This window comes from Natrinema salinisoli (assembly GCF_020405205.1).
GTDB lineage: Archaea > Halobacteriota > Halobacteria > Halobacteriales > Natrialbaceae > Natrinema > Natrinema salinisoli.
On the sequence record NZ_CP084469.1, the window covers coordinates 1,746,990 to 1,767,928 of the forward strand.

The 20,939-nt window shown below is 63.1% G+C and carries 17 protein-coding genes; 8 read left to right on the forward strand and 9 right to left on the reverse strand.

Translation table 11 applies throughout. From position 1 onward, the window contains the following. Positions 1-34: 34 nt before the first annotated feature. On the forward strand, positions 35-1,345 hold the full coding sequence (larC, locus tag LDB05_RS08570) for a nickel pincer cofactor biosynthesis protein LarC (protein WP_226007506.1): 1,311 nt from the start codon (positions 35-37) through the stop codon (positions 1,343-1,345). Positions 1,346-1,432: 87 nt separating this feature from the next. On the opposite strand, the gene LDB05_RS08575 is transcribed toward larC, so the two are convergent. Next, positions 1,433-2,071: a hypothetical protein gene (locus LDB05_RS08575; protein ID WP_226007507.1), complete on the reverse strand. Its 639-nt coding sequence runs from the start codon at positions 2,069-2,071 to the stop codon at positions 1,433-1,435. Between the two features lie 657 nt (positions 2,072-2,728). Here LDB05_RS08575 and LDB05_RS08580 point away from each other — a divergent pair. Both LDB05_RS08580 and LDB05_RS23585 read left to right on the forward strand, forming a co-directional pair. Next, positions 2,729-4,294 carry a hypothetical protein gene (locus LDB05_RS08580; protein ID WP_226007508.1) on the forward strand — a complete coding sequence of 522 codons (1,566 nt, stop codon included), beginning with the start codon at positions 2,729-2,731 and terminating at the stop codon, positions 4,292-4,294. A 790-nt stretch (positions 4,295-5,084) separates the two neighbouring features. Further along, the gene (locus tag LDB05_RS23585; RefSeq protein WP_226007887.1) at positions 5,085-5,267 is read left to right on the forward strand and encodes a HalOD1 output domain-containing protein; all 183 of its coding nucleotides are present in this window, start codon (positions 5,085-5,087) and stop codon (positions 5,265-5,267) included. Between the two features lie 103 nt (positions 5,268-5,370). Here LDB05_RS23585 and LDB05_RS08590 read toward each other — a convergent pair whose 3' ends face one another. Next, complete coding sequence (locus LDB05_RS08590) at positions 5,371-6,597, reverse strand: zinc metalloprotease (RefSeq protein WP_226007509.1); 1,227 nt, start codon at positions 6,595-6,597, stop codon at positions 5,371-5,373. 173 nt (positions 6,598-6,770) lie between these two features. Here LDB05_RS08590 and LDB05_RS08595 point away from each other — a divergent pair, with 173 nt between their 5' ends. The 3 genes from LDB05_RS08595 to LDB05_RS08605 all read left to right on the forward strand — a co-directional run bounded on the left by LDB05_RS08595 (position 6,771) and on the right by LDB05_RS08605 (position 11,339). Further along, entirely contained in the window at positions 6,771-9,668 is a 2,898-nt protein-coding gene (locus tag LDB05_RS08595) for an ATP-dependent helicase (protein ID WP_226007510.1), read from the forward strand. A gap of 261 nt (positions 9,669-9,929) precedes the next feature. Next, positions 9,930-10,784: an alpha/beta fold hydrolase gene (locus LDB05_RS08600; protein WP_226007511.1), complete on the forward strand. Its 855-nt coding sequence runs from the start codon at positions 9,930-9,932 to the stop codon at positions 10,782-10,784. Positions 10,785-10,814: 30 nt separating this feature from the next. Next, a complete protein-coding gene (locus tag LDB05_RS08605; protein WP_226007512.1) occupies positions 10,815-11,339 on the forward strand; it encodes an Lrp/AsnC family transcriptional regulator in 525 nt (174 codons plus the stop codon). Positions 11,340-11,357: 18 nt separating this feature from the next. Here LDB05_RS08605 and LDB05_RS08610 read toward each other — a convergent pair whose 3' ends face one another. The 6 genes from LDB05_RS08610 to LDB05_RS08635 all read right to left on the reverse strand — a co-directional run bounded on the left by LDB05_RS08610 (position 11,358) and on the right by LDB05_RS08635 (position 17,990). Further along, positions 11,358-11,795, reverse strand: coding sequence for a MaoC/PaaZ C-terminal domain-containing protein (locus tag LDB05_RS08610; RefSeq protein WP_226007513.1), 438 nt, complete (start codon positions 11,793-11,795; stop codon positions 11,358-11,360). 2 nt (positions 11,796-11,797) lie between these two features. Beyond that, positions 11,798-12,253 (reverse strand): PaaI family thioesterase, encoded by a 456-nt coding sequence (locus LDB05_RS08615; RefSeq protein WP_226007514.1) that lies wholly within the window; start codon positions 12,251-12,253, stop codon positions 11,798-11,800. A 1-nt stretch (position 12,254) separates the two neighbouring features. Then, positions 12,255-14,207, reverse strand: a complete 1,953-nt coding sequence (locus LDB05_RS08620; protein WP_226007515.1) for a 3-hydroxyacyl-CoA dehydrogenase/enoyl-CoA hydratase family protein — start codon at positions 14,205-14,207, stop codon at positions 12,255-12,257. Positions 14,208-14,771: 564 nt separating this feature from the next. After that, positions 14,772-15,833: a phosphotransferase family protein gene (locus tag LDB05_RS08625; RefSeq protein ID WP_226007516.1), complete on the reverse strand. Its 1,062-nt coding sequence runs from the start codon at positions 15,831-15,833 to the stop codon at positions 14,772-14,774. A 232-nt stretch (positions 15,834-16,065) separates the two neighbouring features. Beyond that, positions 16,066-16,788: an HAD family hydrolase gene (locus tag LDB05_RS08630; RefSeq protein WP_226007517.1), complete on the reverse strand. Its 723-nt coding sequence runs from the start codon at positions 16,786-16,788 to the stop codon at positions 16,066-16,068. Continuing rightward, positions 16,785-17,990 carry an alpha-hydroxy-acid oxidizing protein gene (locus LDB05_RS08635; RefSeq protein WP_226007518.1) on the reverse strand — a complete coding sequence of 402 codons (1,206 nt, stop codon included), beginning with the start codon at positions 17,988-17,990 and terminating at the stop codon, positions 16,785-16,787. The genes LDB05_RS08630 and LDB05_RS08635 overlap by 4 nt, the downstream gene beginning before the upstream one ends. Positions 17,991-18,169: 179 nt before the next feature. On the opposite strand from LDB05_RS08635, the gene LDB05_RS08640 reads away from it, so the two are divergent. Continuing rightward, positions 18,170-18,946 (forward strand): SDR family NAD(P)-dependent oxidoreductase, encoded by a 777-nt coding sequence (locus tag LDB05_RS08640; protein WP_226007519.1) that lies wholly within the window; start codon positions 18,170-18,172, stop codon positions 18,944-18,946. 194 nt (positions 18,947-19,140) lie between these two features. Here LDB05_RS08640 and LDB05_RS08645 read toward each other — a convergent pair whose 3' ends face one another. Then, the gene (locus LDB05_RS08645; protein WP_226007520.1) at positions 19,141-19,545 is read right to left on the reverse strand and encodes a carboxymuconolactone decarboxylase family protein; all 405 of its coding nucleotides are present in this window, start codon (positions 19,543-19,545) and stop codon (positions 19,141-19,143) included. Between the two features lie 293 nt (positions 19,546-19,838). Between LDB05_RS08645 and LDB05_RS08650 the strand changes: the two genes are divergently transcribed. Further along, positions 19,839-20,840 carry a TIGR04024 family LLM class F420-dependent oxidoreductase gene (locus tag LDB05_RS08650; protein ID WP_226007521.1) on the forward strand — a complete coding sequence of 334 codons (1,002 nt, stop codon included), beginning with the start codon at positions 19,839-19,841 and terminating at the stop codon, positions 20,838-20,840. The last annotated feature ends 99 nt before the right edge of the window (positions 20,841-20,939 follow it).

Below are 20,939 nucleotides of genomic sequence, written 5' to 3' on the forward strand. Positions count from 1 at the left end.
TGACTTTTTGCGTCTTCCGCCCCGGAGTGGTCACATGCGAATCCTCGCCTTCGACGGCCGCATGGGAGCCAGCGGTGACATGCTCCTCGCGGCCCTCCTCGACGCCGGTGCCGACCCCGACGCCCTCGAGCCCGTCACCGACGCCCTCGACGTCGAATACCGGATCGACGAGGCCGAAAAGAGCGGCATCGCCGCGACGACGGTGGACGTGCTCCTGACGGATGAGAATGCGAACGGGACTCGATCACACGGCCACGACGAATCCGACGGCGGACACGACCACGAGCACGGCGACGCGAATCACGATCACGACGACCACGACGGCGTTCGCGCCGAAGGTCACGGCCCCCATCGCAGCTATCTCGAGGTCCGCGAAATCGTCGCCGACATGGGCCTCGAGCCAGCGGTCGAGCGCGACGCGCTCGCGATATTCGAGCTACTTGGCGAGGCGGAAGCGAGCGTTCACGGAGAGGCCCTCGAAGAGATCCACTTCCACGAGGTCGGGGCCGACGACGCGATCGCGGACGTGGTCGGTGCGGTCGCGTTGCTTCACGACCTCGAGCCCGAGCGGGTCGTGACGACGCCGCTCGCGACCGGCGGCGGAACGGTGTCGATGAGCCACGGCGAGTATCCGGTCCCGACGCCGGCGGTCGTCGAAATCGCCCAGCGGGCCGACTGGTCGCTGCGCGGCGGGCCAGTCGACGCGGAACTGCTCACCCCGACCGGAGCGGCGATTCTGGGTCACGTCGCCGACGGCGTCGACTCGCTGCCCGCGCTCGAGGTCGAGGCCTCGGGCTACGGCGCGGGCGGCTACGATCTCGATCCCCATCCGAACGTGCTTCGGATGCTGGTCGGGACCGGCGAGGACGGCAGTGAACTGGTGAAAGACGATATCGCGGTCCTCGAGACGAACCTCGACGACGCGACGCCCGAAGTGCTGGGCGGATTGCAAGAGACGCTCGCGGACGCGGGCGCGAGAGACGTTTCGATTCTCCCTGCGACGATGAAGAAGTCCCGCCCCGGTCATCTCGTGAAGGTGATCTGCAAGCCAGAGGACCGGGAACGGGTGGCTCGAGCACTGGCCGAAGAGACGGGAACACTGGGTGTCCGTGATGCGGGCGTGACCCATCGATGGATCGCGAATCGGGAGTTCGAGACGGTGAGTCTCGAGATCGACGGCGAGGAGTACGCGGTCACTGTGAAGATCGCGAGCGACGCCGACGGAGAGGTCTACGACGTGAGTGCGGAGTACGATGATGCAAAGGAAGTGGCTCGAGAAACGGGACTGCCAATTCGGAATGTGGTACAGCGAACTGAGTGTACGGTCGCCTTAGAAGCAAAGTGATTTATTCCAGCCGACTAACTAGTGTGCCGCCTACACTTGACAAAAATGAGTGATTAGGTGTCTGAACTACAATTAGTTCTGGGTGGATTACCAGTTGTAGTTATTCTGCGAGATGTCGTTGAAGCTAAAGGCACTACCGCCGTCACCGCCGTCACCGCCGAAGTTGTAGGCATCTCCACCGTCACCGCCTTCGGCGTCGCCGCCTTCGACCTCGTCTTCGATGTCGCCGCCGTCACCGCCTTCGACCTCATCTTCGATGTCGCCGCCGTCACCGCCTTCGGCGTCACCGCCTTCGCCGCCTTCAGCGCCAGAGCCATCTTGCAGACCCGGCGGTATGCTTAATGTCGAAGCTTCGGCATTGTCTTGCTGGCCCGGCGGGACAAAGCTATCGGTGCTATCGGCCGATGCGTCACCACCATCACCAGCGGTACCGCCGTCACCGCCATCGCCAGTGTCAGCGTCAGCATCACCGCCGCTACCGCCAATGGCAATTGCATCGCCAGCGGTACCGCCGTCACCGCCGGAACCGCCCACGACAACGACATCGCCGCCGGAACCATCGGCAATCGATGTCGCGTCGGCTGCGTTGACCTGTGTAACATCTCCGCTCGATCCCCCAGTGGCTGCTGCTGCTCCTGCTCCCATCGTGAGCAGCATTCCGAAAGCCACTGCGACCGTGATCATAGCTGTAAGTGAGCGTTTCATGGTTTGTTGTTGTTTGAGCATACACGCGCGGACCGCCGGAACTGTCTCGTCTATCGGCCGGCGACACGATTCCGTCACAGCTTGTCTGACCGATCCGAGCGGATGCCACGGCGCGTTGCCCAGGTGACCCTGTTGCTGATATCACGTATTAACCCGAATCACGGTTTCACGGGCTATGCGAGATTAGAATCGAAATAGAGGCCCGTAGACATACGTAGCAGCTGTCTTTGGAGCAACAGCTGGAAGATTTCAGGCCCCAATTGACACCATAATTACTATAATCCAACTTATACGACTGGATTGATAACCATATTGACCCGGCGCTGTCCCCGAAATAGTATCTAGAGAATAGTCACCAATTCATAATATAATGTTCAAGACAATATGCGTTCCGAGAGAAACCCATATGGAGTTATTATACCGACGATTATTTTCTCTGTTCCGATATTTTAGCGGTTTTGGCGCCTGATACGGGATGAAACGGTCAATAAATACGACATTTCCTCTCAAGGCTTTCTTATCACTGGTAGGCACGTCCCCCTCCAAAGGTAGCACCTACCTTCTGCCCTCTAAAGCATTGATAACAAAGACTATATCCGAGAGAGATTGGTTCGCGTCGCAGAGATTCAACAACGAAAGACCCTCACGGGTCATTTGACACGAACCACGATCAACAAAATGTCCGAACGATCACGAATTACGACGATTTTCGTTGCCGTTATGGTCACCATCTCGATGGTCGGAGCGGCCGGCCCGGTGGCTGCCGGCGGCGACCAACACGCACAGGACCAACCAGTATACACCCTCGAGAACGGCGAAGATCTTTATTTGGTCTTTGGCGCTGATCTCGGTGAACAGAGCCTTGGAGAGTTCATCGATGAGAACATCGCTAGCGGTCCGAAAGCCGCCGAAGAGCAGGAAGCCATCGCCGATGTCATTACGTACCAGAACGTTAAGCAGGTGAACATTCAGGAGGAGGGTGCCGCCGTCTCCATCGGAATCGATAACGGAACGGCTACGGCCGTTCAAGATGTAGATCAGCAGAACATGAACGTCCAGCAGGGCGAGGCATCCGCCGAGAATCGGGCGTTCGATTCCAGAACGACTGACTTCGAGAACGTCGGCGATGTCCACATCGTCATGGCTAACGGCAGCGGTGGCGGCCAGCAGTTCAGTGGCTGGGGAATCGCCGACGAGGAAGGCGAAACGACGGCCAGCCAGACCGCGACCGCGGCAGTAGCCCAGGCTCAAGAGGTGGCCCAGCTCAACTACAACGAAGAGAGCACTGCCTTCGCGCTCGCGATGAATGACAGTCAGGCGACCGCCTTCCAGCAGACCACACAGGCGAACCAGAACCTGCAGCAAGGCGTTGCCAACGCATCCAACGTCTATCTCGGAGATGGTGAGTTCGGAGATTACGACAAGCACAAGAAGAGCAAGAAAGATGACGACGAGACGCAGGCTGCGTCTGCCTTTGTTGCACAGGGACAGAACACATCTCAGAATAACGTCAATCAAGGGGTGGCCGCAGTCGCGATCGCTGTCGGCGAGGACAGTTCCGCCACGGCGATCCAGCTGACGGATCAGTCTAACTTTAACCAACAACTGGGGTCCGCGGAAGCCACGAACATTCTCTCATCGATGTCCGGGATGAACGTTGCGAATATCGGTGAGAGCGAATCAGTTAGCACTCACAGCCCGAAGAAGAGCGATGACGAAATCTCAAAGAAAGGCGAGAGCGACGGTGAGCAAACGGCTACCGCGACGGTAGCGCAGGCACAGTCTGTCGAGCAACTGAACGTCAATCTGAACAACACTGCAATGGCTATCGCGCTCAACGGCAGTGAAGCGACGGCCTTCCAGATCGCCGATCAAAAGAACTTAAACGCTCAGGTCGGGTACGCCGAAGCACTCAATGTCTACGCCAGTCCAGGGTATGCAACTGACAGCGCTACCCGAACCAAGACCTCGACGGTGACTGTCGGTGGCAATGATATCGCGGCAGACCCCGGCGTCTCGTATGACTACGACACCAATTCGAGTCACAAAAACGATATTAAACAGGGGGCAACTGTTGCCATCGAACAGCAACAGTTTGTCACCCAAGCAAACCTCCACGAACACTCTTCCGTGGCGATCGCTGAGGACAACGGCAGTGCGAACGCTGCACAGGTAAGTCTTCAGGAGAACGAGAACATCCAATTCACGTCCGTCGCCGCGACGAACGTTTGGGCTAGCGCGTAATCCCGTTCCGCCACACGGTCGGTTTTCGACCGACGGGCCCGATTTTTTATCACATCATATAGACAATTATCCCGGGACTTAACCCCCGAGGATAGATCAGAAATAAACTAAATACGAATAATTAATTTATTCCTCTAGCTACAGAACCCAACCATCAAACGACTCTTACTTGATTGGATATACTATACTAGCAGTTGTTTATAAGATTTCAAAATAATTTTATATTTGATTGTTTCAACCGGGGTACTCAGTTACGCAATGGCCCTCGAAATCATCGATTTCCCAGTAGATAGTCACTTTTCGACCCAGAGGCCGATTCATCTCCGAAACCACCCTTCGATAGCAAAATAATTCACTCAAACAAGACGGTTTTAATTATATAGGTACATAATGTGATAACAGTTCAAATCACACAATCAATAGGAAACAGTACAATGAGACGCTCACGAGCTACGACACTCATTCCGGCCTGTACGGTCGCCCTGTCGATGGTGGATACCGGTGTTCCGCCACCACCGAATGTGACGAAAACCTCGAGAGACGGGTTCGGAACGGGACGTAACAATGATGCTACAAAAAAGCTCGAGAGTGCTCGGATTGCCGGTGTTCAGTGTCGACGGCGAACTACCGTCCAACAGGTGGGTGGAATGCCTCTGACAGCCTGCGGCCGTGCGGCCGCCGTCCGATACCACGGCCGATCACAGGCATTTAATATTTAAACAAACGGCTATAAACGTGTTGTGGATTTTAATTCCCCGGGTCGCGAGTTCGGGGCACGAGTCCGTGAGCGATTCGGGGAGTACCACCGGACGACGGACTCGATCCGTCCGGACTCGGATCGCCGCTGCACGAAGTGATCGAGACGGACGCACTCGACGCGCTGGTTCAGTCTTCGAACGACTCGAACGCGACGGTCGAGTTCGCGTACCGCGGAACCAACGTGTGCGTCGACGATTCGGACCTACCGAGGTGACGGTCACGGCCGGAAACCGTGACGGTTCGACGGTGGCCGGAAAACGACGACATCGTGACGATCAGAGCCGCCGAGGTTGTTCCGTGAGCATTTAGCTACGCAATCAGTCGGCGACGCTGACGGACGACGTCGACGGCGTAAACAGCTGCTCGTCGAGGGTGCTCCAGTCGTCGAAGTCGTCACTGCCGTCGCCAGCGGAGAATCCGTAGTACTCTCCCGGTGCATTGTAATTCATCACGCTCGGGTAACTGCTGAAGGAGTATCGATCAGTGTCGATCCCCTCGAAATCGGCGCTCGAGAGTCCGAGCGAGTGGCCCAATTCGTGCATCACGACTGATCCCGTTCGGTCGCGACCCGGCAGGGATTCGACCATCATCGTTCCGGGCCTAGCTCTCCCGATGACGTTGGTTCGGCCCGTGTCACCGCCGACATCTTCGACGATAACCAGATAGTGATAGCCCATGCCTCTCCGATCGAAGTGCTGCGATCTGTCTCCGTTCAGATCGCCGATCGTAGTCGACGATTCCCACGGCACCGCCCCACCATCGATCAGGTGAAGTGCCATCCCGGTCGACCCGTCGGGGTTTCCGAGCGGAGCTGCGTCGAATTCGGCGACGATCCGCTCGCGTTCGCGCTCCTCGAAATGAGTCCGCTCCATCGTGTCGACCTCGACGTAGATATCGGTCCTGAGCGGATCGGCATCGGGAAAGAGATCCTGCCGGTGCACCTCCGCACCGTCGGACAATCCGTCGCCGTCGCTATCGGAGTCCGTCGGATCGGTCCCGTATTCGGTGACCTCCGGGCCGTCGTCGAGCCCGTCATCGTCCGTATCAGCCACGTTTGGATCGCTTCCGTGCTCGAGCAACTCCGGGCCATCATCGAGCCCGTCCCCGTCGGTATCCGCACTCGTGGGGTCGGTGTCGTACTCCTCGAGTTCGTCGGGATCGGAAAGGCCGTCGCCGTCCGAGTCCGCAGCGAGCGGGTCAGTATCGTACTCGTGTATTTCCGAACCGTCGTCGAGCCCGTCCCCGTCGGTATCCGCCTCGAGCGGATCCGTCCCGTGTTCGGCCACCTCTCGCCCGTCCGCGAGGCCATCGTCGTCGGTATCGGCGGCGGTCGGGTCGGTTCCGTATCGCTTTTCTGCACCGTCCTCGAGCCCGTCGTCGTCCGTATCCGCATCGAAGACCGCGGTCCCATCGCGGAGTTCGACCAGCGGCGGGACGCCGTCGGAATCGGGATCGAGAACGGTCGTTCCGCCGACGATCCCGCCCGTTACGAGACCGGCGACGAGAACTACAACGAGAATACCGGTGACCCGCGACGGTAGCATTTCCTGAGAGTCTCGAACGGGGGGATAACTGTATTGTGGCCCCGCAGACGACCGGTAGAGCCACCCCGAACTCGAACGACGGACTCCCGGCCGGAACCGCCCCGCTTCCCGACCGTTTCACTTCCGCTCCGCTGTCCAAACCCTCTTACACGCCGGCCCCCGAAACGGGGATAATGCACGGGATCGAGGGCCTCGAGTTGCCGGTCGCAGACGATGCCCTCCCCTTCGATCCGGCTGCCGCGACGGTCGAGGACGGCGACGTCTTCGAGTTGCTCGAGCCCGCGGTTCAGGAGTGGTGGCTCGAGGAGTTCGGCGAGTTCGTCCCCGAGAACGACGGCTTCTTTACGCCGCCACAGCGGGGTGCGATCCCGAAGATACACGACGGGACGAACACGCTGGTCTGTGCGCCGACCGGGAGCGGCAAGACGATGTCCTCGTTTCTCTCGATCATCAACTACCTGTACGAACTCGAACGAGACCTGGAGGACGGCCTCGAGAACTCCGTCTACTGCCTCTACGTCTCGCCGCTGAAATCCCTCGCGAACGACATTCACCGGAATCTCGAGGTACCCCTCGAGGGGATCGAGGAGATCGTCGCCGAGCGCGACGGCGAGGAGTCGATGGGAGAGATCCGCCACGCGATCCGCCACGGCGACACCTCCTCGAGCGACCGGCAGAAGATGCTCGAGGAGACGCCCCACATTCTCAACACCACGCCCGAGACCCTCGCGATCCTGCTCAACTCGCCCAAGTTCCGCGAGAAGCTCCGCACCGTCGAGTACGTCATCGTCGACGAGATCCACTCGCTGGCGGCGGGCAAGCGCGGGACGCACCTCGCGGTCAGCCTCGAACGGCTCGAGGCGATGGCCGAGGGCGACATCACGCGAATCGGTTGTTCCGCGACGATCGAGCCGCTGTCCCGCGTGGCGGAGTTCCTCGTCGGGTGCGAGACGCCACGCGTCTCGGAAGAATCGAGTAGCGAGGGACGAGACGCGTCCCTCGAACCATGCGAGCGGATCGGAGATCCGCGAGCAGACGGGGAGCAGAGCGACCCGCGAGATTGCGAGGAACCCGATAGCGGTCCCCGCGACTACGAGATCGTCGACGCGCGCTTCGCCCGGGAGTTCGATATGCGACTCGAGTGTCCGACGGACGACCTGATCAACACGCCGAGGGAGGTCGTTCAGGAGCGATTTTATCGGATGCTCCACGATCACATCCAGGACCACACGAACACGCTGGTGTTCACGAACACGCGGTCGGGCGCGGAGCGGGTCCTCCACAACCTCCGGGAGCGCTTCGACGCCTACGACGAGGCCAACTCGGGCTGTCACCACGGGAGCCTCTCGAAGGAGGTCAGACAGGACATCGAGGGCCGGCTGAAAGAGGGCGATCTCGACGTGGTCACCACCTCGACGAGCCTCGAGCTGGGGATCGACATGCCCCACGTCGACCTCGTCGTGCAGGTCGGCTCGCCGAAATCCGTCGCGGCCTTACTCCAGCGGATCGGGCGCGCGGGCCACCGCGTCGGTCAGACCGTCACGGGGCGGGTGATCGCGCTCGACAGGGACGAACTCCTCGAGTGTGCGGTCATGCTGAAGAAGGCCACCGAGGGGTTCGTCGACTCGGTGTCGATCCCCGAGAACGCTCAGGACGTGGCGGCCCAGCACGTCTACGGCATGCCGATCGCTGAGATTCGTCCGGAGGCCGACCTGAAGGCGATCCTCCGCCGGGCCTACCCCTACCGCAACTACGGCGACGACGAGTACGAGTCCCTCATGCGGTATCTCACCGCCGAGTACGCCGGACTCGAGGAGAAGAACGTCTACGCGAAGGTCTGGCGCGACGAGAACGACCCGCCCGACGGGCAACACCACCACGAGGCGTTCCCGGTCGGCGAGCCGCTGATCGGCAAGCGCGGTCGGCTCGCGCGGGTGATCTACATGACCAACATCGGGACGATCCCGGACTCCTTCACCTGCGACGTCTACACGCGCGCGAGCGACGACTGGGTCGGCCAGCTAGACGAGGAGTACCTCGACACCCTCGAGAAGGGTGACGTCTTCGTCCTCGGCGGCGACCACTTCGAGTACCGCTACCGGCGCGGCTCGAAGGTGTACGTCGACCGCACGAGCGCCCGTCCCACCGTCCCCTCGTGGTACTCCGAACGGCTCCCGCTGTCGTACGACCTCGGCTGCGAGATCCTCGCGTTTCAGGGTGACCTCCTCGAGCGCTACGAGGCCGGCGGCCCGCCGCGGGTCCGCGCTTGGCTCCGGGAGTTCCCGCTGGACGACGACAGCGTGCGGGCGATCGCCCGCCTGTTCGACCACCAGATCCAGTACGCCGGGACGGAGAGCGTGAGCACGACCGATCGGCTGGCGATCGAAGTCGTCCGCGATCGCGACGAGTACGAACGCCACTACTACGTCCACTCGACGTACGGCCGCAAGGTCAACGACGGGCTCTCGCGGCTGCTCGCCTACCGCTGTGCCCAGGAGGCGACGGCGAACGTCCGCGTAGCCGTCGCGGACAACGGGTTCGTCCTCTCGATGCCGCTGAACCGGAAAGTGGACATCGACGGGATCATCGCGAATCTCGAGGGCGAGCAGGTTCGCGACGACCTCCGCGCGTCGCTCTCGGGCACCGACCTGCTCCAGCGCTACTTCCGGATCAACGCGACCCGCTCGCTGATGATCCTCAAGCGCTACAAGGGCTACGAGAAGTCCGCGAGCGAACAGCAGGTCTCCAGCGAGATGCTGCTCGGCTTCGCCGAAGACCTCGAGGACTTCGCGGTGATCGAGGAGACGTACCGGGAGATCCTCGAGGACAAGCTGAACGTAGCCGAGATCGAGGCCATCGTGAATGCGATCGATTCGGGGGACCTCGACGTGTCACGGCGACTCCTCGATTCGCCGACGCCGCGGGCGTTCGGACTCGCGACGCTGTCGGCCAGCGACGTGGTGCTCGCCGAGGACGAGAGCGCCGCGCTCCAGTCGTTCCACGAGCGCGTCCTCGAGGAGATCGGCGACGAGTCGCTCGACGGGCTGACGACGAGTTCGGAACCCGAGTAGCACACCGCGAGTGTCGTTTCGGGGAGCAGTTCGGCCGTTGTGGCTGCCTCGGTCGATCATCATCCCGGTTTCGAGACATCGGTGTCGGTTAACAGCGGTAGTCCTCTCCCAAACTGACTTTATGTTGGAAACTGAATTGGCGGTGTGTCACCAATTATGGTGCGAGAGCAATTCACATCGTCTGGCCGTGCGAGCCAGTCTCGACGAATCGACGACACGAACCGGGTCTCAACAGCGGCGTCGGTAGACGGGGGGTACTGAATGGTCGATCACGAAACCTGGAGCGACGGGCAGGCGTCGACGACCGTCTCGGTCGACGGACACGACCTCGAGGTCGCCTATCACGAGGACGGCCCCGACGAGAGCGACGAGCCGCCGGTCGTCTTCGTCCACGGCATCCCCACGTGGTCGTTCCTCTGGCGGGACATCGTTCCCGCAGTCGCTGCGGATCGACGCACTATCGCGCCCGATATGGTCGGCTACGGCAACTCCGCGATGCACGACGGCTTCGACCGATCGATCCGCGCTCAGGAAGAGATGCTCGCGGCCCTGCTCGACGACCTCGACGTCGAGGAAATCGCACTGGTCGCCCACGACATCGGCGGCGGCGTCGCGTTGCGTTTCGCGGCGCACAACCCCGAGATGGTTGACCAGCTCGTCCTCTCGAACGCCGTCTGTTACGATTCCTGGCCGGTCGAGTTCGTCTCGAACCTCGGCCTTCCGTCGACCGCCGACCTCGAGCGGGAGGAACTCGAAGGGCGCCTCGACGCGGCGTTCGTCGAGGGTGCCTACGGCGAGGCCGACCCCGAGTTCGTCGACGGAATGAAAGCCCCGTGGCTGACCGACGAGGGTCACCTGTCGCTCGTTCGCAACGCCGTCTCGACGAACACGAACCACACGACGGAAATCGATTACGGCGCGATCACTGCGGAGACGCTCCTGCTGTGGGGCGAAGACGACGTCATGCAGCCGTACGACTACGCCGAACAACTGGCCGAGGACATCGCGGATGCCGAACTCGCGCCGCTATCGGACGCCTACCACTGGGTTCCCGAGGACCGATCGGATGCGTACGCCGACCGTCTCCGCGAGTTCATCGCCGGAGCACAGGCGTAACAGTATGACAGTCACGACTGCCGTGATACTATGAGTGACGAACCACCGAACTGGGAGTTCAAGGATCGCGACATCGCGATCCTCAGCGAGCTCTCGAACGATCCCCAGCTGTCTTCCCGGGAGCTGACGCAGGTGCTCGAACGCGAGTACGGCATCGACGTCTCGCACGTCACCGTCAGCGAGTCGATTCGGCGGATGCGCGACGAAGGGGTCTTCCGCGAGGCGATCATCCCGAACGAGGAGTACTACATCTTCGCGCTGTTCGAGTTCAAATTCAATCCCGAACACTTCGCGGACCACTGGCGCGAGGCGATGGAGTACATCAAGGCCGACAAACACACCCTGTTTTTCTTCCTCTCGGACGGGGAGTACCAGTGGAAAACGGTGATGATGTTCCGCGACCGACAGGAGATCTCGCAGTGGATCCACGACTGCTATCGGGACTACGGGGAGGTCATCGCGAACATTCGAAACTCGGCGGTCCACAACGTCCTCAAGTTCCAGACGGATCCGCGAATCTTCGAGGAACTCGCCGACGAACGCAACGAGCGGTAACCGCCCGCGGGAGCGGTTCTATTCGACTAACGTCAGCATCTCACACGAGAGCGCGACCTCGTCGTCGTCCGTCAGGAGTCGAGTTTCGTAGCGGACGACGCCGTTTCCAACGGGATGGTCTTTCGCCGTCTTCTCGACCAGCGTCGACTCCGCGTGGACCGAGGTCCCCATCGTGACGGGCCTCGTAAACCGGAGGGAGTCGACGCCGTAGAACGCGACCACGTCGGGGCGCTCGTGGCGGTACTGCCAGAGCAGCCCCGAGGTGACCGCGAACAGCAAGGCCCCGTGAGCGATCGGCTCGCCGAAATCGGTGTCCGCGGTGTGTTCCTCGCTCAGGTGTAGCGGGTTGAAGTCGCCGCTGACGCCCGCGAAGTTGCGCACGTCCGCCTCGGTGATCGTCCGCGAGTGGGTGATCACTTCGTGACCGACCTCGAGGTCCTCGAATCGGAGCGACACGGTTACTCGCCCCCCATGCCATCGCGGAACAATCGATAGGTGGTCCGACCGACAGCGGCCTCGCCGTCGGCACCCGTGACGGATACCTCGGTAACGCCGGTCGAACCGCCCGCCCGGAGTACCTCTGCTTCGGCTCGTAGGTCCCCGGTCGCCGGTCGCAGATACGAGACGTTGAGATCGGTCGTCGTCAGGAAGGCCTCGCTGGGCTTTTCGAACGTCGTCCGCAGCGCGAACGCGCTCGAGGTGTCGATCAGCGTCGCGACGATGCCGCCGTGGACCGGATCGTGGCCGTCGTTGCCGACCGGGTTCTCGAAGTCCTCGTTGCGCTCGATCACCAGGACCGCGCGTCCGTCCTCGAGGTGGTCGACCTCGACGTCGAGCCACGAGAGGTAGCCGTGGCGCTGGACGAAGGACTCCCACTCCGGCCATCCCGACGCGTCGACCGGTCCGTCGCTCATCTCACTTGCCCTCGAACTCGGGCTCGCGGTCCTCCGCGAACGCGGCGGTGCCTTCCAGCACGTCGTCCGTGCTCGAGAGGAGGCCGAAGCCCTGGCTCTCCATGGCGAGTGCGGCGTCGAGGCTGGCGTCCTGCCCCTGGTTCATGACCTTCTTGGCGACCTTGAGACCGATCGGCGGGCCGTTGCGGAGATCGTCGAGGAACTCCTCGACGGTGTCGTCGAAGTCCTCTCGCTCGACCGAACGGTTGATCAGGCCCCAGTCCTCGGCGCGGTCGGCGTCGATGTGGTTGCCCCGGAAGACCAGTTCCTTCGCGCGAGTCTCACCGAGGATGCGGGTGAGTCGCTGGGTGCCGCCGCCGCCGGGGATCAGGCCGAGGCCGATTTCGGGCGCGCCGAACGACGAGCGCTCGGTCGCGATCCGCAGGTCCGCGGCCAGCGCGAGCTCGAGCCCGCCGCCGAGACAGAAGCCGTCGATCTTCGCGACGACGGGCCGCGGGAAGTCGTTGACCGTCTCGAACCCGGGCGTAACGTCCATCATATCGGTCGGGGCCGTGTCGGCGAAGCCGGAGATGTCCGCACCGGCGCTGAACGCGCGGTCGCCCGATCCCTCGATCGTCGCAACCCGAACGTCGTCGGTGTCGACCGAGGAGAACAGGTCGTCGATCTCCCCCAGCAGGTCCTCCGAGAGCGCGTTCATCCGGGACGGCCGATCGAGCTCGACCGCGAGAACGCCGTTCTCGAGCTCGTAGTTCAGGTCGTGGTAGGGGCCGAGCTCGTCGTCACCGTAGTCGTAGAAGCCGGCACCGGCCTCCTCGCCGGTCTTGCCCTCCGCGACGAGTTGCTCGAGGTACGGGTGCGGTTCGAATCGGTCGGATCCGGTCTCCTCGTATAGGGTCTCGAGCTTCTCGAGGACCGTATCGAGGCCGATCTTGTCGGCGCGTCGGCAGATTCCCTCCGGGAAGCCGAGCCCGAGCTGGACGCCGGTGTCGACCTCTTCGGGGGTCGCGACGTCCTCGCCGACGAGGAAGGCCGCGCGGTTGATCATGCGGGCCTCGACGCGGAGCCAGTCGAAGTCGCCCGCGTCCTCGGGCTCGTAGTCGGCGCCGTCGCCGTCCTCGTAGTCGTAGAAGCCCTTGCCGGTCTTCTGGCCGAGGTCGCCGGCCTCGACTTTCTCTTCGGTGATCGGCGGGATCGGGCTGTCGCCCTCCTTGCGGACGTGGTAGCCGACGTCGATGCCGGTGAGGTCGCCGAGTTCGAACGGGCCCATCGGGTAGCCCCGCTCGTGGGCCATCGTCGCGTCGGCCTCGCGGATCGTCGCCTCGTCGTTCGAGACCATGAACGCGGGTTCGCCACCGAATGGGCCGACGATGGTGTTGACGACGAAGCCGCGGACGTCCTTGCGGACGTAGATCGGCGTCTTGCCGATCGACTCGACCCACTCGTAGCCGGCCTCGGCGGCCCCGTCGCTCGTGTCCTCGCCGTAGATGACCTCGACGAGGTCCATCTTCACCGGCGGGTTGAAGAAGTGCAGGCCGAGCACGCGCTCGGGGGTGTCGACGGCCTCCGCGATGTCCGAGATCGGCAGGCTCGAGGTGTTCGTCGCCAACAGCGTGTCGCCGCTGGTGTACTCCTCGAGGTCGCTGAAGATCTCGTGTTTCAGGTCGAGGTCCTCGGGTGCGGCCTCGATAACGAGGTCGGCGTCGGCGACGGCCTCCTCGAGATCCGTCGTCGTGTCGATCCGGGAGAGGATATCGTCGGCCGATTCGTCGATCATCTCCTTCTCCTCGAGTTTCTGCAGACTCCATTCGATCGACTCGTAGCCGTCGTCGACGAACTCGTCTTTGATGTCCCGCATCGTGACGTCGTAGCCGGCCATGGCCGTTACTTCGGTGATACCGTGCCCCATGTTTCCCGCGCCGAGAACCGCAACGCGGTCAATGGTTTCGAGTGACATGGTCGTGTTGTCTATCGGGGACATCTTAATACCACCGAACCAGATTAGCAATGTTAAGCCAGTTGTTCGCCGTTGGACAGCGCGTACACGGATTCGGACGTGGAATGAACGGCGGTAATAGTGACTCGAGTGTTCGTGTGACCGTCTCGACTGCTGCAGGCCGGTTCCGACGGAACGTGATCCGTGTCCCCGTCGGTTTTGCCCCTGGTGCTCGAGTTCTCCAGAATGCACCGGTGGATGACGCGGCCGTTCCGGAACTACGCAGGAGCTCTCGGTTGCTCTGGGGCGTGATGACTGTAGAGAGGGAACATCCCGCTCGTGCTGGCAGCACGGAATCGCCACGTCCTCCCCAGCCGATTTCTCCTCACGGGTGCGAAGCACCCGTTCGGATGGTTCACGGAACCTACGGTTCCGCGCTAACGCTCAGTCACTCCGTTCCTTCGCTCATCCCTCGCGATAGTCGAACCGCGACTTTGTCGCGGTTCAGCGCGCCAGCAGTATTCGGTGTCGTCGCTGGACAGAGGTTGACCCCGGACGGAAACCGAAATCGCGACTCGAGTCCCGCTACAGCGGTTCGTCGCCGTCGATGATGCGCTTCGCTCGCGCGGCCAGCGCCGGCACGCGGTCTTCCATCTTCGGGTACATCGGGTCGTCGCTGTTGCCCTCGAGGTAGCGCCGGAAGAACATTTCGCCGAGGCCGGCGAGTTTGTAGACGGCGAGCGCGCGGTAGAACCGCTCGTGTTCGAACTCGTAGCCGGTTCGGTCCTCCCAGCGGTCGACCAGTTCGCGGCGAGTCGGATACCCCTCTTGTTCCATGAAGCGGGTGACCAGTTCAGGGATCTCCGGATCGGGGTCCTTCGAATCGCGCCAGTAGGAGAGCATCCAGCCCAGGTCCGCACGCGGGTCGCCGAGGGTGGCCATCTCCCAGTCGAAGACGCCGACGAGTTCCGGCGGCGTCCCGGGACCGAACATGACGTTGTCGAGCTTGTAGTCCCCGTGGACGAGGGTGTGCGGATGCTCCTCGGGGACGTTGTCTCGAAGCCAGTCGCCGACCTCGTGGAGGTCCGGAATCTCCCGTTCGTCCTCGGTGACCTCGAACGCCCACGAGAGCTGTTTCCCCCAGCGGTCGACCTGCCGTTGCGTGTAGCCCGCGGGGCGGCCGAACTCGCCGAGCCCGATCGCCTCGTAGTCGAGATCGTGGATCTTCGCCAGATTGTCGACGAGTTCCTCGCCGATCCGACGGCGGTGGTCGGGGTCCGCGAACCGCTCGGGTTCGCCCTCTCGCAGGACGTCGCCCTCGAGCTGGTCCATCACGTAGAAGTCGCTGCCGATGACGTCGTGGTCCTCGCAGGCGAGGATCGGTTTCGGCACCGGGACGTCGGTGTCGGCCACCGCGTTCGTCACGCGGTACTCACGGAGGACGTCGTGTGCCGTGTCGGCCGTTTCGCCCGGCGGCGGCCGTCGAATGACGAGTTCGCGGTCGCCCCAGGTGACGAACAGCGTTTCGTTCGAGTGGCCCTCCTGGTGGCGTTCGATGTCGTAGTCGTCGACGCCGCCGAGGTGGTCTTCCAGATACGCGACCAGTGCGTCCTCGTCGACGAGGCGCTCGTAGTAGTTCTCGCTCATGGGAGGTGGGAAGCGGTAATTCCGGCGTCGAGGGCCGGTACGGTGTCGTCTCTCGTAATTCGGTTCTCGGTGGGCATTGTCGTGTGCTACTATCTCTCCCCCTTAACGAAAATAGTTACGCCGCGAACTCTCTTTTACAATGTTTGGGTGTTGCAAGTTATCGAACGTCCCGAACTCGCCCCGAGGCCCCCTGATACTCGAGCAGTCGAGTTCCCGTCTCGGTTCGGCGTCGCTACTCGTCTCGCGTCCCGTCGACGATCTCGAGTACCTCTTCTGGCGATTCGATCCGATAGGCCACTGCGGGGCCGTCGTCGGCACCGAACGCGACGCCGTGCATCCCCATATCGGCGGCCCCCCTGACGTCGTGATCATAGCGGTCGCCGATCATCAGGGACCGCTCGGGCGCGACGCCGGCCTTCTCGAGCGCCGTTTCGAACATCGCCGGATCGGGCTTGGTGCGCCCGACTTCCTCGGAGGTGGTGATCGAGTCGAAGTGCTCGCGGACGCCGAACCCCTCGAGCATCTCCCGGCCCTCCGCGTCGTCGACGTCGCTGATGACGCCGACGTGGAGGTTCCTGTCGGCGAGGCGTTCGATCGTCTGGGGAGCGCCCGAGATCGGCTCGACCGAGTCGCGGACGATCTCGTCGAATCGGGGTTGCCACTCCTCGCGCGGGATCTCCTCGCCGACGATCGCTTCGACGCCCAGGTGGTAGCCGTCGCGCGCGGACCGGAACTCGGTACCGTCGCGCTCGCGGAAGTAGTCCCCGACGGTCGTCCGCCACGTGTCGATGGCCTCCTCGACCGTCATCTCGACGTCGTGGCGCTCGATGAGGTCCGCGACGAACTCGGCGTGTGCTCCCTGCACCGAGTCGAGCGCGAGGATGACGCCGCCGATGTCCCAGAAGACGGCCTCCCACTCGTCGGGACTGTCGCCGGTCGCCCCGTCGCCGCTCATCGGTCGGCCCTCCGGATCGTCGATCGGTCGACGTCGTCGATGCTCGCACACCCCGAGAGCCCGACCGTCAGATCGAGATCGGCGAGCAGGTTCTCGAGAACGGCGCTGACGCCGTCTTCGCCGCCGATGCCGAGGCCGTACGCGTAGGGGCGACCCAGCAGAACGGCGTCAGCACCGAGCGCGACCGCCCGGACGACGTCGCTCCCTCGCCGGATGCCGCTGTCGAAGAGGACGGGAACGTCGTGGTCGGCGTCGGTCGCGTCGTCGACCGCGTCGACGACCTCGGGCAGCGCGTCCAGCGCTGGAATGGCACCGTCGACCTGTCGGCCGCCGTGGTTCGAGACGACCATGCCGTCGACGCCGCGCTCGACCGCCTCGCGGGCGTCGTCTGGATGGAGCACGCCTTTGATGACGACCGGGAGGTCGGTCTGGTCCCGGAGCCACTCGAGGTCGTCCCAGGTCAGCGAGGCGTCGCCGAAACACGCCTGCCAGGACGCAATCGCATCCTCCTGATTCTCCCACGGGTCGGCTCCGTCGAGCCGCTCGCGGAAGGCCGGATCCTCGAAGTAGTTCTTCACGCCCTGAGCCTCGAGGAAGGGCAGGTAGCCGAGTTCGATGTCGCGCTCGCGCCACCCCATTTTGGGCGTGTCGAGCGTGACGACGACGGCCTCGTAGCCCGCATCCTCGGCGCGCTCGAGGAAGCTCGCTGCGACCGACCGATCGGAACTCCAGTAGAGCTGGAACCAGCCGGGGCTGTCGCCGAGTTCGTCGCTGACCTCCTCGATCGAGTACGAGGAAACGGAGCTACAGATCATGGGGACGTCGAGGTCGCGCGCCGCGCGGGCGACGGCCAGTTCGGCCTCCTCGTGGAGGATCGACTGGACGCCGACGGGCGCGAGCAGGACGGGGGACGGGTACTCCCGGTCGAAGAGTTCGACCGAGAGATCGCGGTCGGAGACGTCCCGCATGATCCGGGGAACGATCTGCCACCGATCGAACGCGCGGTCGTTCGACTCGACCGTCGATTCCGAGCCCGCACCGCCCGCGACGTACGCGAACGCCTCGTCGCTCAGTTCCTCGCGGGCGCGTTCTTCGAGGTCCTCGTAGGAGACGGGAAACTCGGGAGGTTCGTCCTCGAGCATCCCGCTGAGATAGACCTCGGCCTGTCGATCCGGTCCGTAGTCGGGGGTGTCCGGTGTCATGAGTGGTGTGTCGATAACGGCGGAGCCGCTGCCGTCGTGTGAATGTCTGTGACAGGGATTGCCGTTCACTTAACGGTACGGTATCCATCCCCATATTTATTAACAGTTGCTGCAAATGGTCGAGTGGATCTAACAATGGTAACAGAACAACGTGGCGTTGCAGTGGCGAGTGATCGCACGTGAGTACCGACCAGTTCAGCGTCGACGGTGAGACAGCCATCGTTACGGGCTCCTCGAGCGGAATCGGGAAGTCGATCGCGGAGCGCTTCGCGGAGGACGGCGTCGACGTGGTCGTCTGCTCGCGCGAGCAGGACAACGTCGATCCGGTCGCCGAAGCGATCAACGAGAGCGATAGTCCCGGACGAGCGCTGGCGGTCGAGTGTGACGTCACCGATCGCGACGCCGTCGACGCGCTCGTCGAGGCGACCGTCGAGGAGTTCGGCGGGCTCGACGTGCTGGTGAACAACGCCGGCGCGTCCTTCATGGCCGATTTCGACGATATCTCGCCGAACGGCTGGAAGACCATCATCGATATCAACATCAACGGGACCTATCACTGCACCCACGCCGCCGCAGAGTACCTGAAAGACGGCGGCGGCTCGGTGATCAACCTCGCCAGCGTCGCGGGCCAGCGCGGGTCGCCGCTGATGAGCCCCTACGGTGCGGCCAAGGCTGCGGTGATCAACCTGACGACGACGCTCTCCTACGAGTGGGCCCACGACGACGTCCGGGTCAACTGCATCGCGCCGGGCTTCGTCGCGACGCCGGGCGTCGAGAGTCAGATGGGCGTGTCGGCCGACAACATCGATCGCGACGACGTCGCCCGCCGGATCGGCACCGTCGAGGAGATCGCCGACGTGACCCAATTCCTCGCCAGCCCCGCCTCCTCGTACCTGGTCGGTGAGACCATCACGGCGCAGGGCGTCCCGCAGATCGACGAAGAACACGAGGTCTGAGCGCGGTTCCTGCGGTCGGCTCGACCGCGACGTTCGGGGCCCTCGATCACCGTCCGCGGTTTCGAGTCCCCGTTACGCGCCTTCTCGGACGGGAATTTGCGGTGTGTTCGCGTGCGGTCGACGTGGCCTACGTATGGATGGTGGCACCCCCAGGGCGCCGTCAAAAGAAATAGGACGACCGGGTGCCCGGTCATTCAGTCGTCGTCCGACGGCGCCGCTTGCTGATTTCTGACGTGGTCGACGATGTCCGCGGTCTCGGCGGCGAACTCGTCGTGATCGATCTCGGCTCCGTGGAGCACCGTCGAGAAGTATCGCACGCCGCTCGCGATGCCGACCGCCTCCGATAGCTGCTCGTCCGTCGCCTCCTCGAGTTCCGCTTCCGCCTTGTGGAAGCGGACGCAGTACGGACACTGGAGCGCCGCCGCCGCTCCGAGGCCGATGAGCGCCTTCTCGCGCTGCTCGAGTTCGGTCTCGCCTAACTCGAGATCGCGGATGATCCGCCAGCTGTGGTCCGCGGCCGGCTCCGGGAGCGCGTCGATCCAGCTCGGAACCAGTCCGAGATACTCCTCCATCTCCGCTTTCGTATCAGTCGATACCATTTTGATCCCCCTGTGGATCCCCCGTTCGGTGTTCGGCACAGTTGCGACTGCCGAGAGACCGATGGGAAACCCACGTTCCCTCACGCCGCAGGCATAAATGAAACTATCACACTGGTATCTGATACCACGGTTCGGATATTTACTGTCGTCTTCGATACCGGGCGTGAAGGTTCGACGGGCAGTGACCCTTCGACGGCGCGAATCCGTCCGTAGTCAGGGTCGAGCATAAACGGTCCACCTCGCGCCACCGGTTCCCATACACCCAAAAGGCCCCGCTTCGTCTGTGTCTGACGATGACTGACAGAGATGTCCACCTTCCCGTCGCCGCACAGCCGACGATCGACTCGATCGTCGACTACGCACAGACCGCCGAGGACGGCGGCTACGACTGCGCCTGGCTCCCCGAAACCTGGGGCCGGGACGGCGTCACCGTGCTGACCGCGATGGCCGAACGAACCGAGACGATCGACGTCGGCTCGAGTATTCTCAACACCTACTCGCGGACGCCGGCCGTGCTGGGCCAGACGGCGGCGACCCTCCAGGAGCTCTCCGACGGCCGGTTCCGGCTCGGACTCGGTCCGAGCGGTCCGGTCGTGATCGAGAACTGGCACGGCGTCGAGTACGGCAACCCGCTCAAGCGAACCCGGGAGACGGTCGAAATCGTCCGGCAGGTGCTATCGGGGGAGACCGTCGACTACGACGGCGACGACTTCGAACTGTCGGGCTTCCGGCTGCGCTGTGACCCGCCGGAGACGCCGCCGCCGATCGAAGTCACCGGCATGGGTCCGAAGGCGGTCGAACTCGCGGGCCGCTTCGCCGACGGCTGGCACGGCATCATGCTCACGCCCGACGGGATGGACGAGCGCATCGAAGACATCGAACGCGGTGCCGAACTCGGCGACCGCGACCCCGACAAAATACAGGTCACGACCGGCGTCACCTGCTGCGTGCTCGACGATCCCGAGGAAGCCCGCCGACTCACCCGCCAACACATCGGCTTCTACATCGGCGGCATGGGAACGTTCTACCGCGATGCCCTCGAGCGACAGGGGTACGACGAGGCCACCGAGATCTACGATTCCTGGCAGGACGGCGACCGCGAGCACGCCCTCGAGCTGGTCGAGGAAAACATCCTCGACGACCTCTGTGCAGTGGGTGACGCCGAAACGGCTCGCGAGCAACTCGAGCGCTACGAAGCCGTCGAGGACCTCGACGCCATCGCGGTCAGCTTCCCGCGCGGTGCCAGCGAGGAGCAGGTCCGACAGACGATGGACGCGGTCGCGCCCGACGCCTGACGGGATCTCGAGCGAGTCGTTTTCTGTCGGTGACGAGCGGTTCGGGTTCGGGTAGCGGAACCAACCCCACCAAACCACGTTCGGGAGGGAATGGAAGGG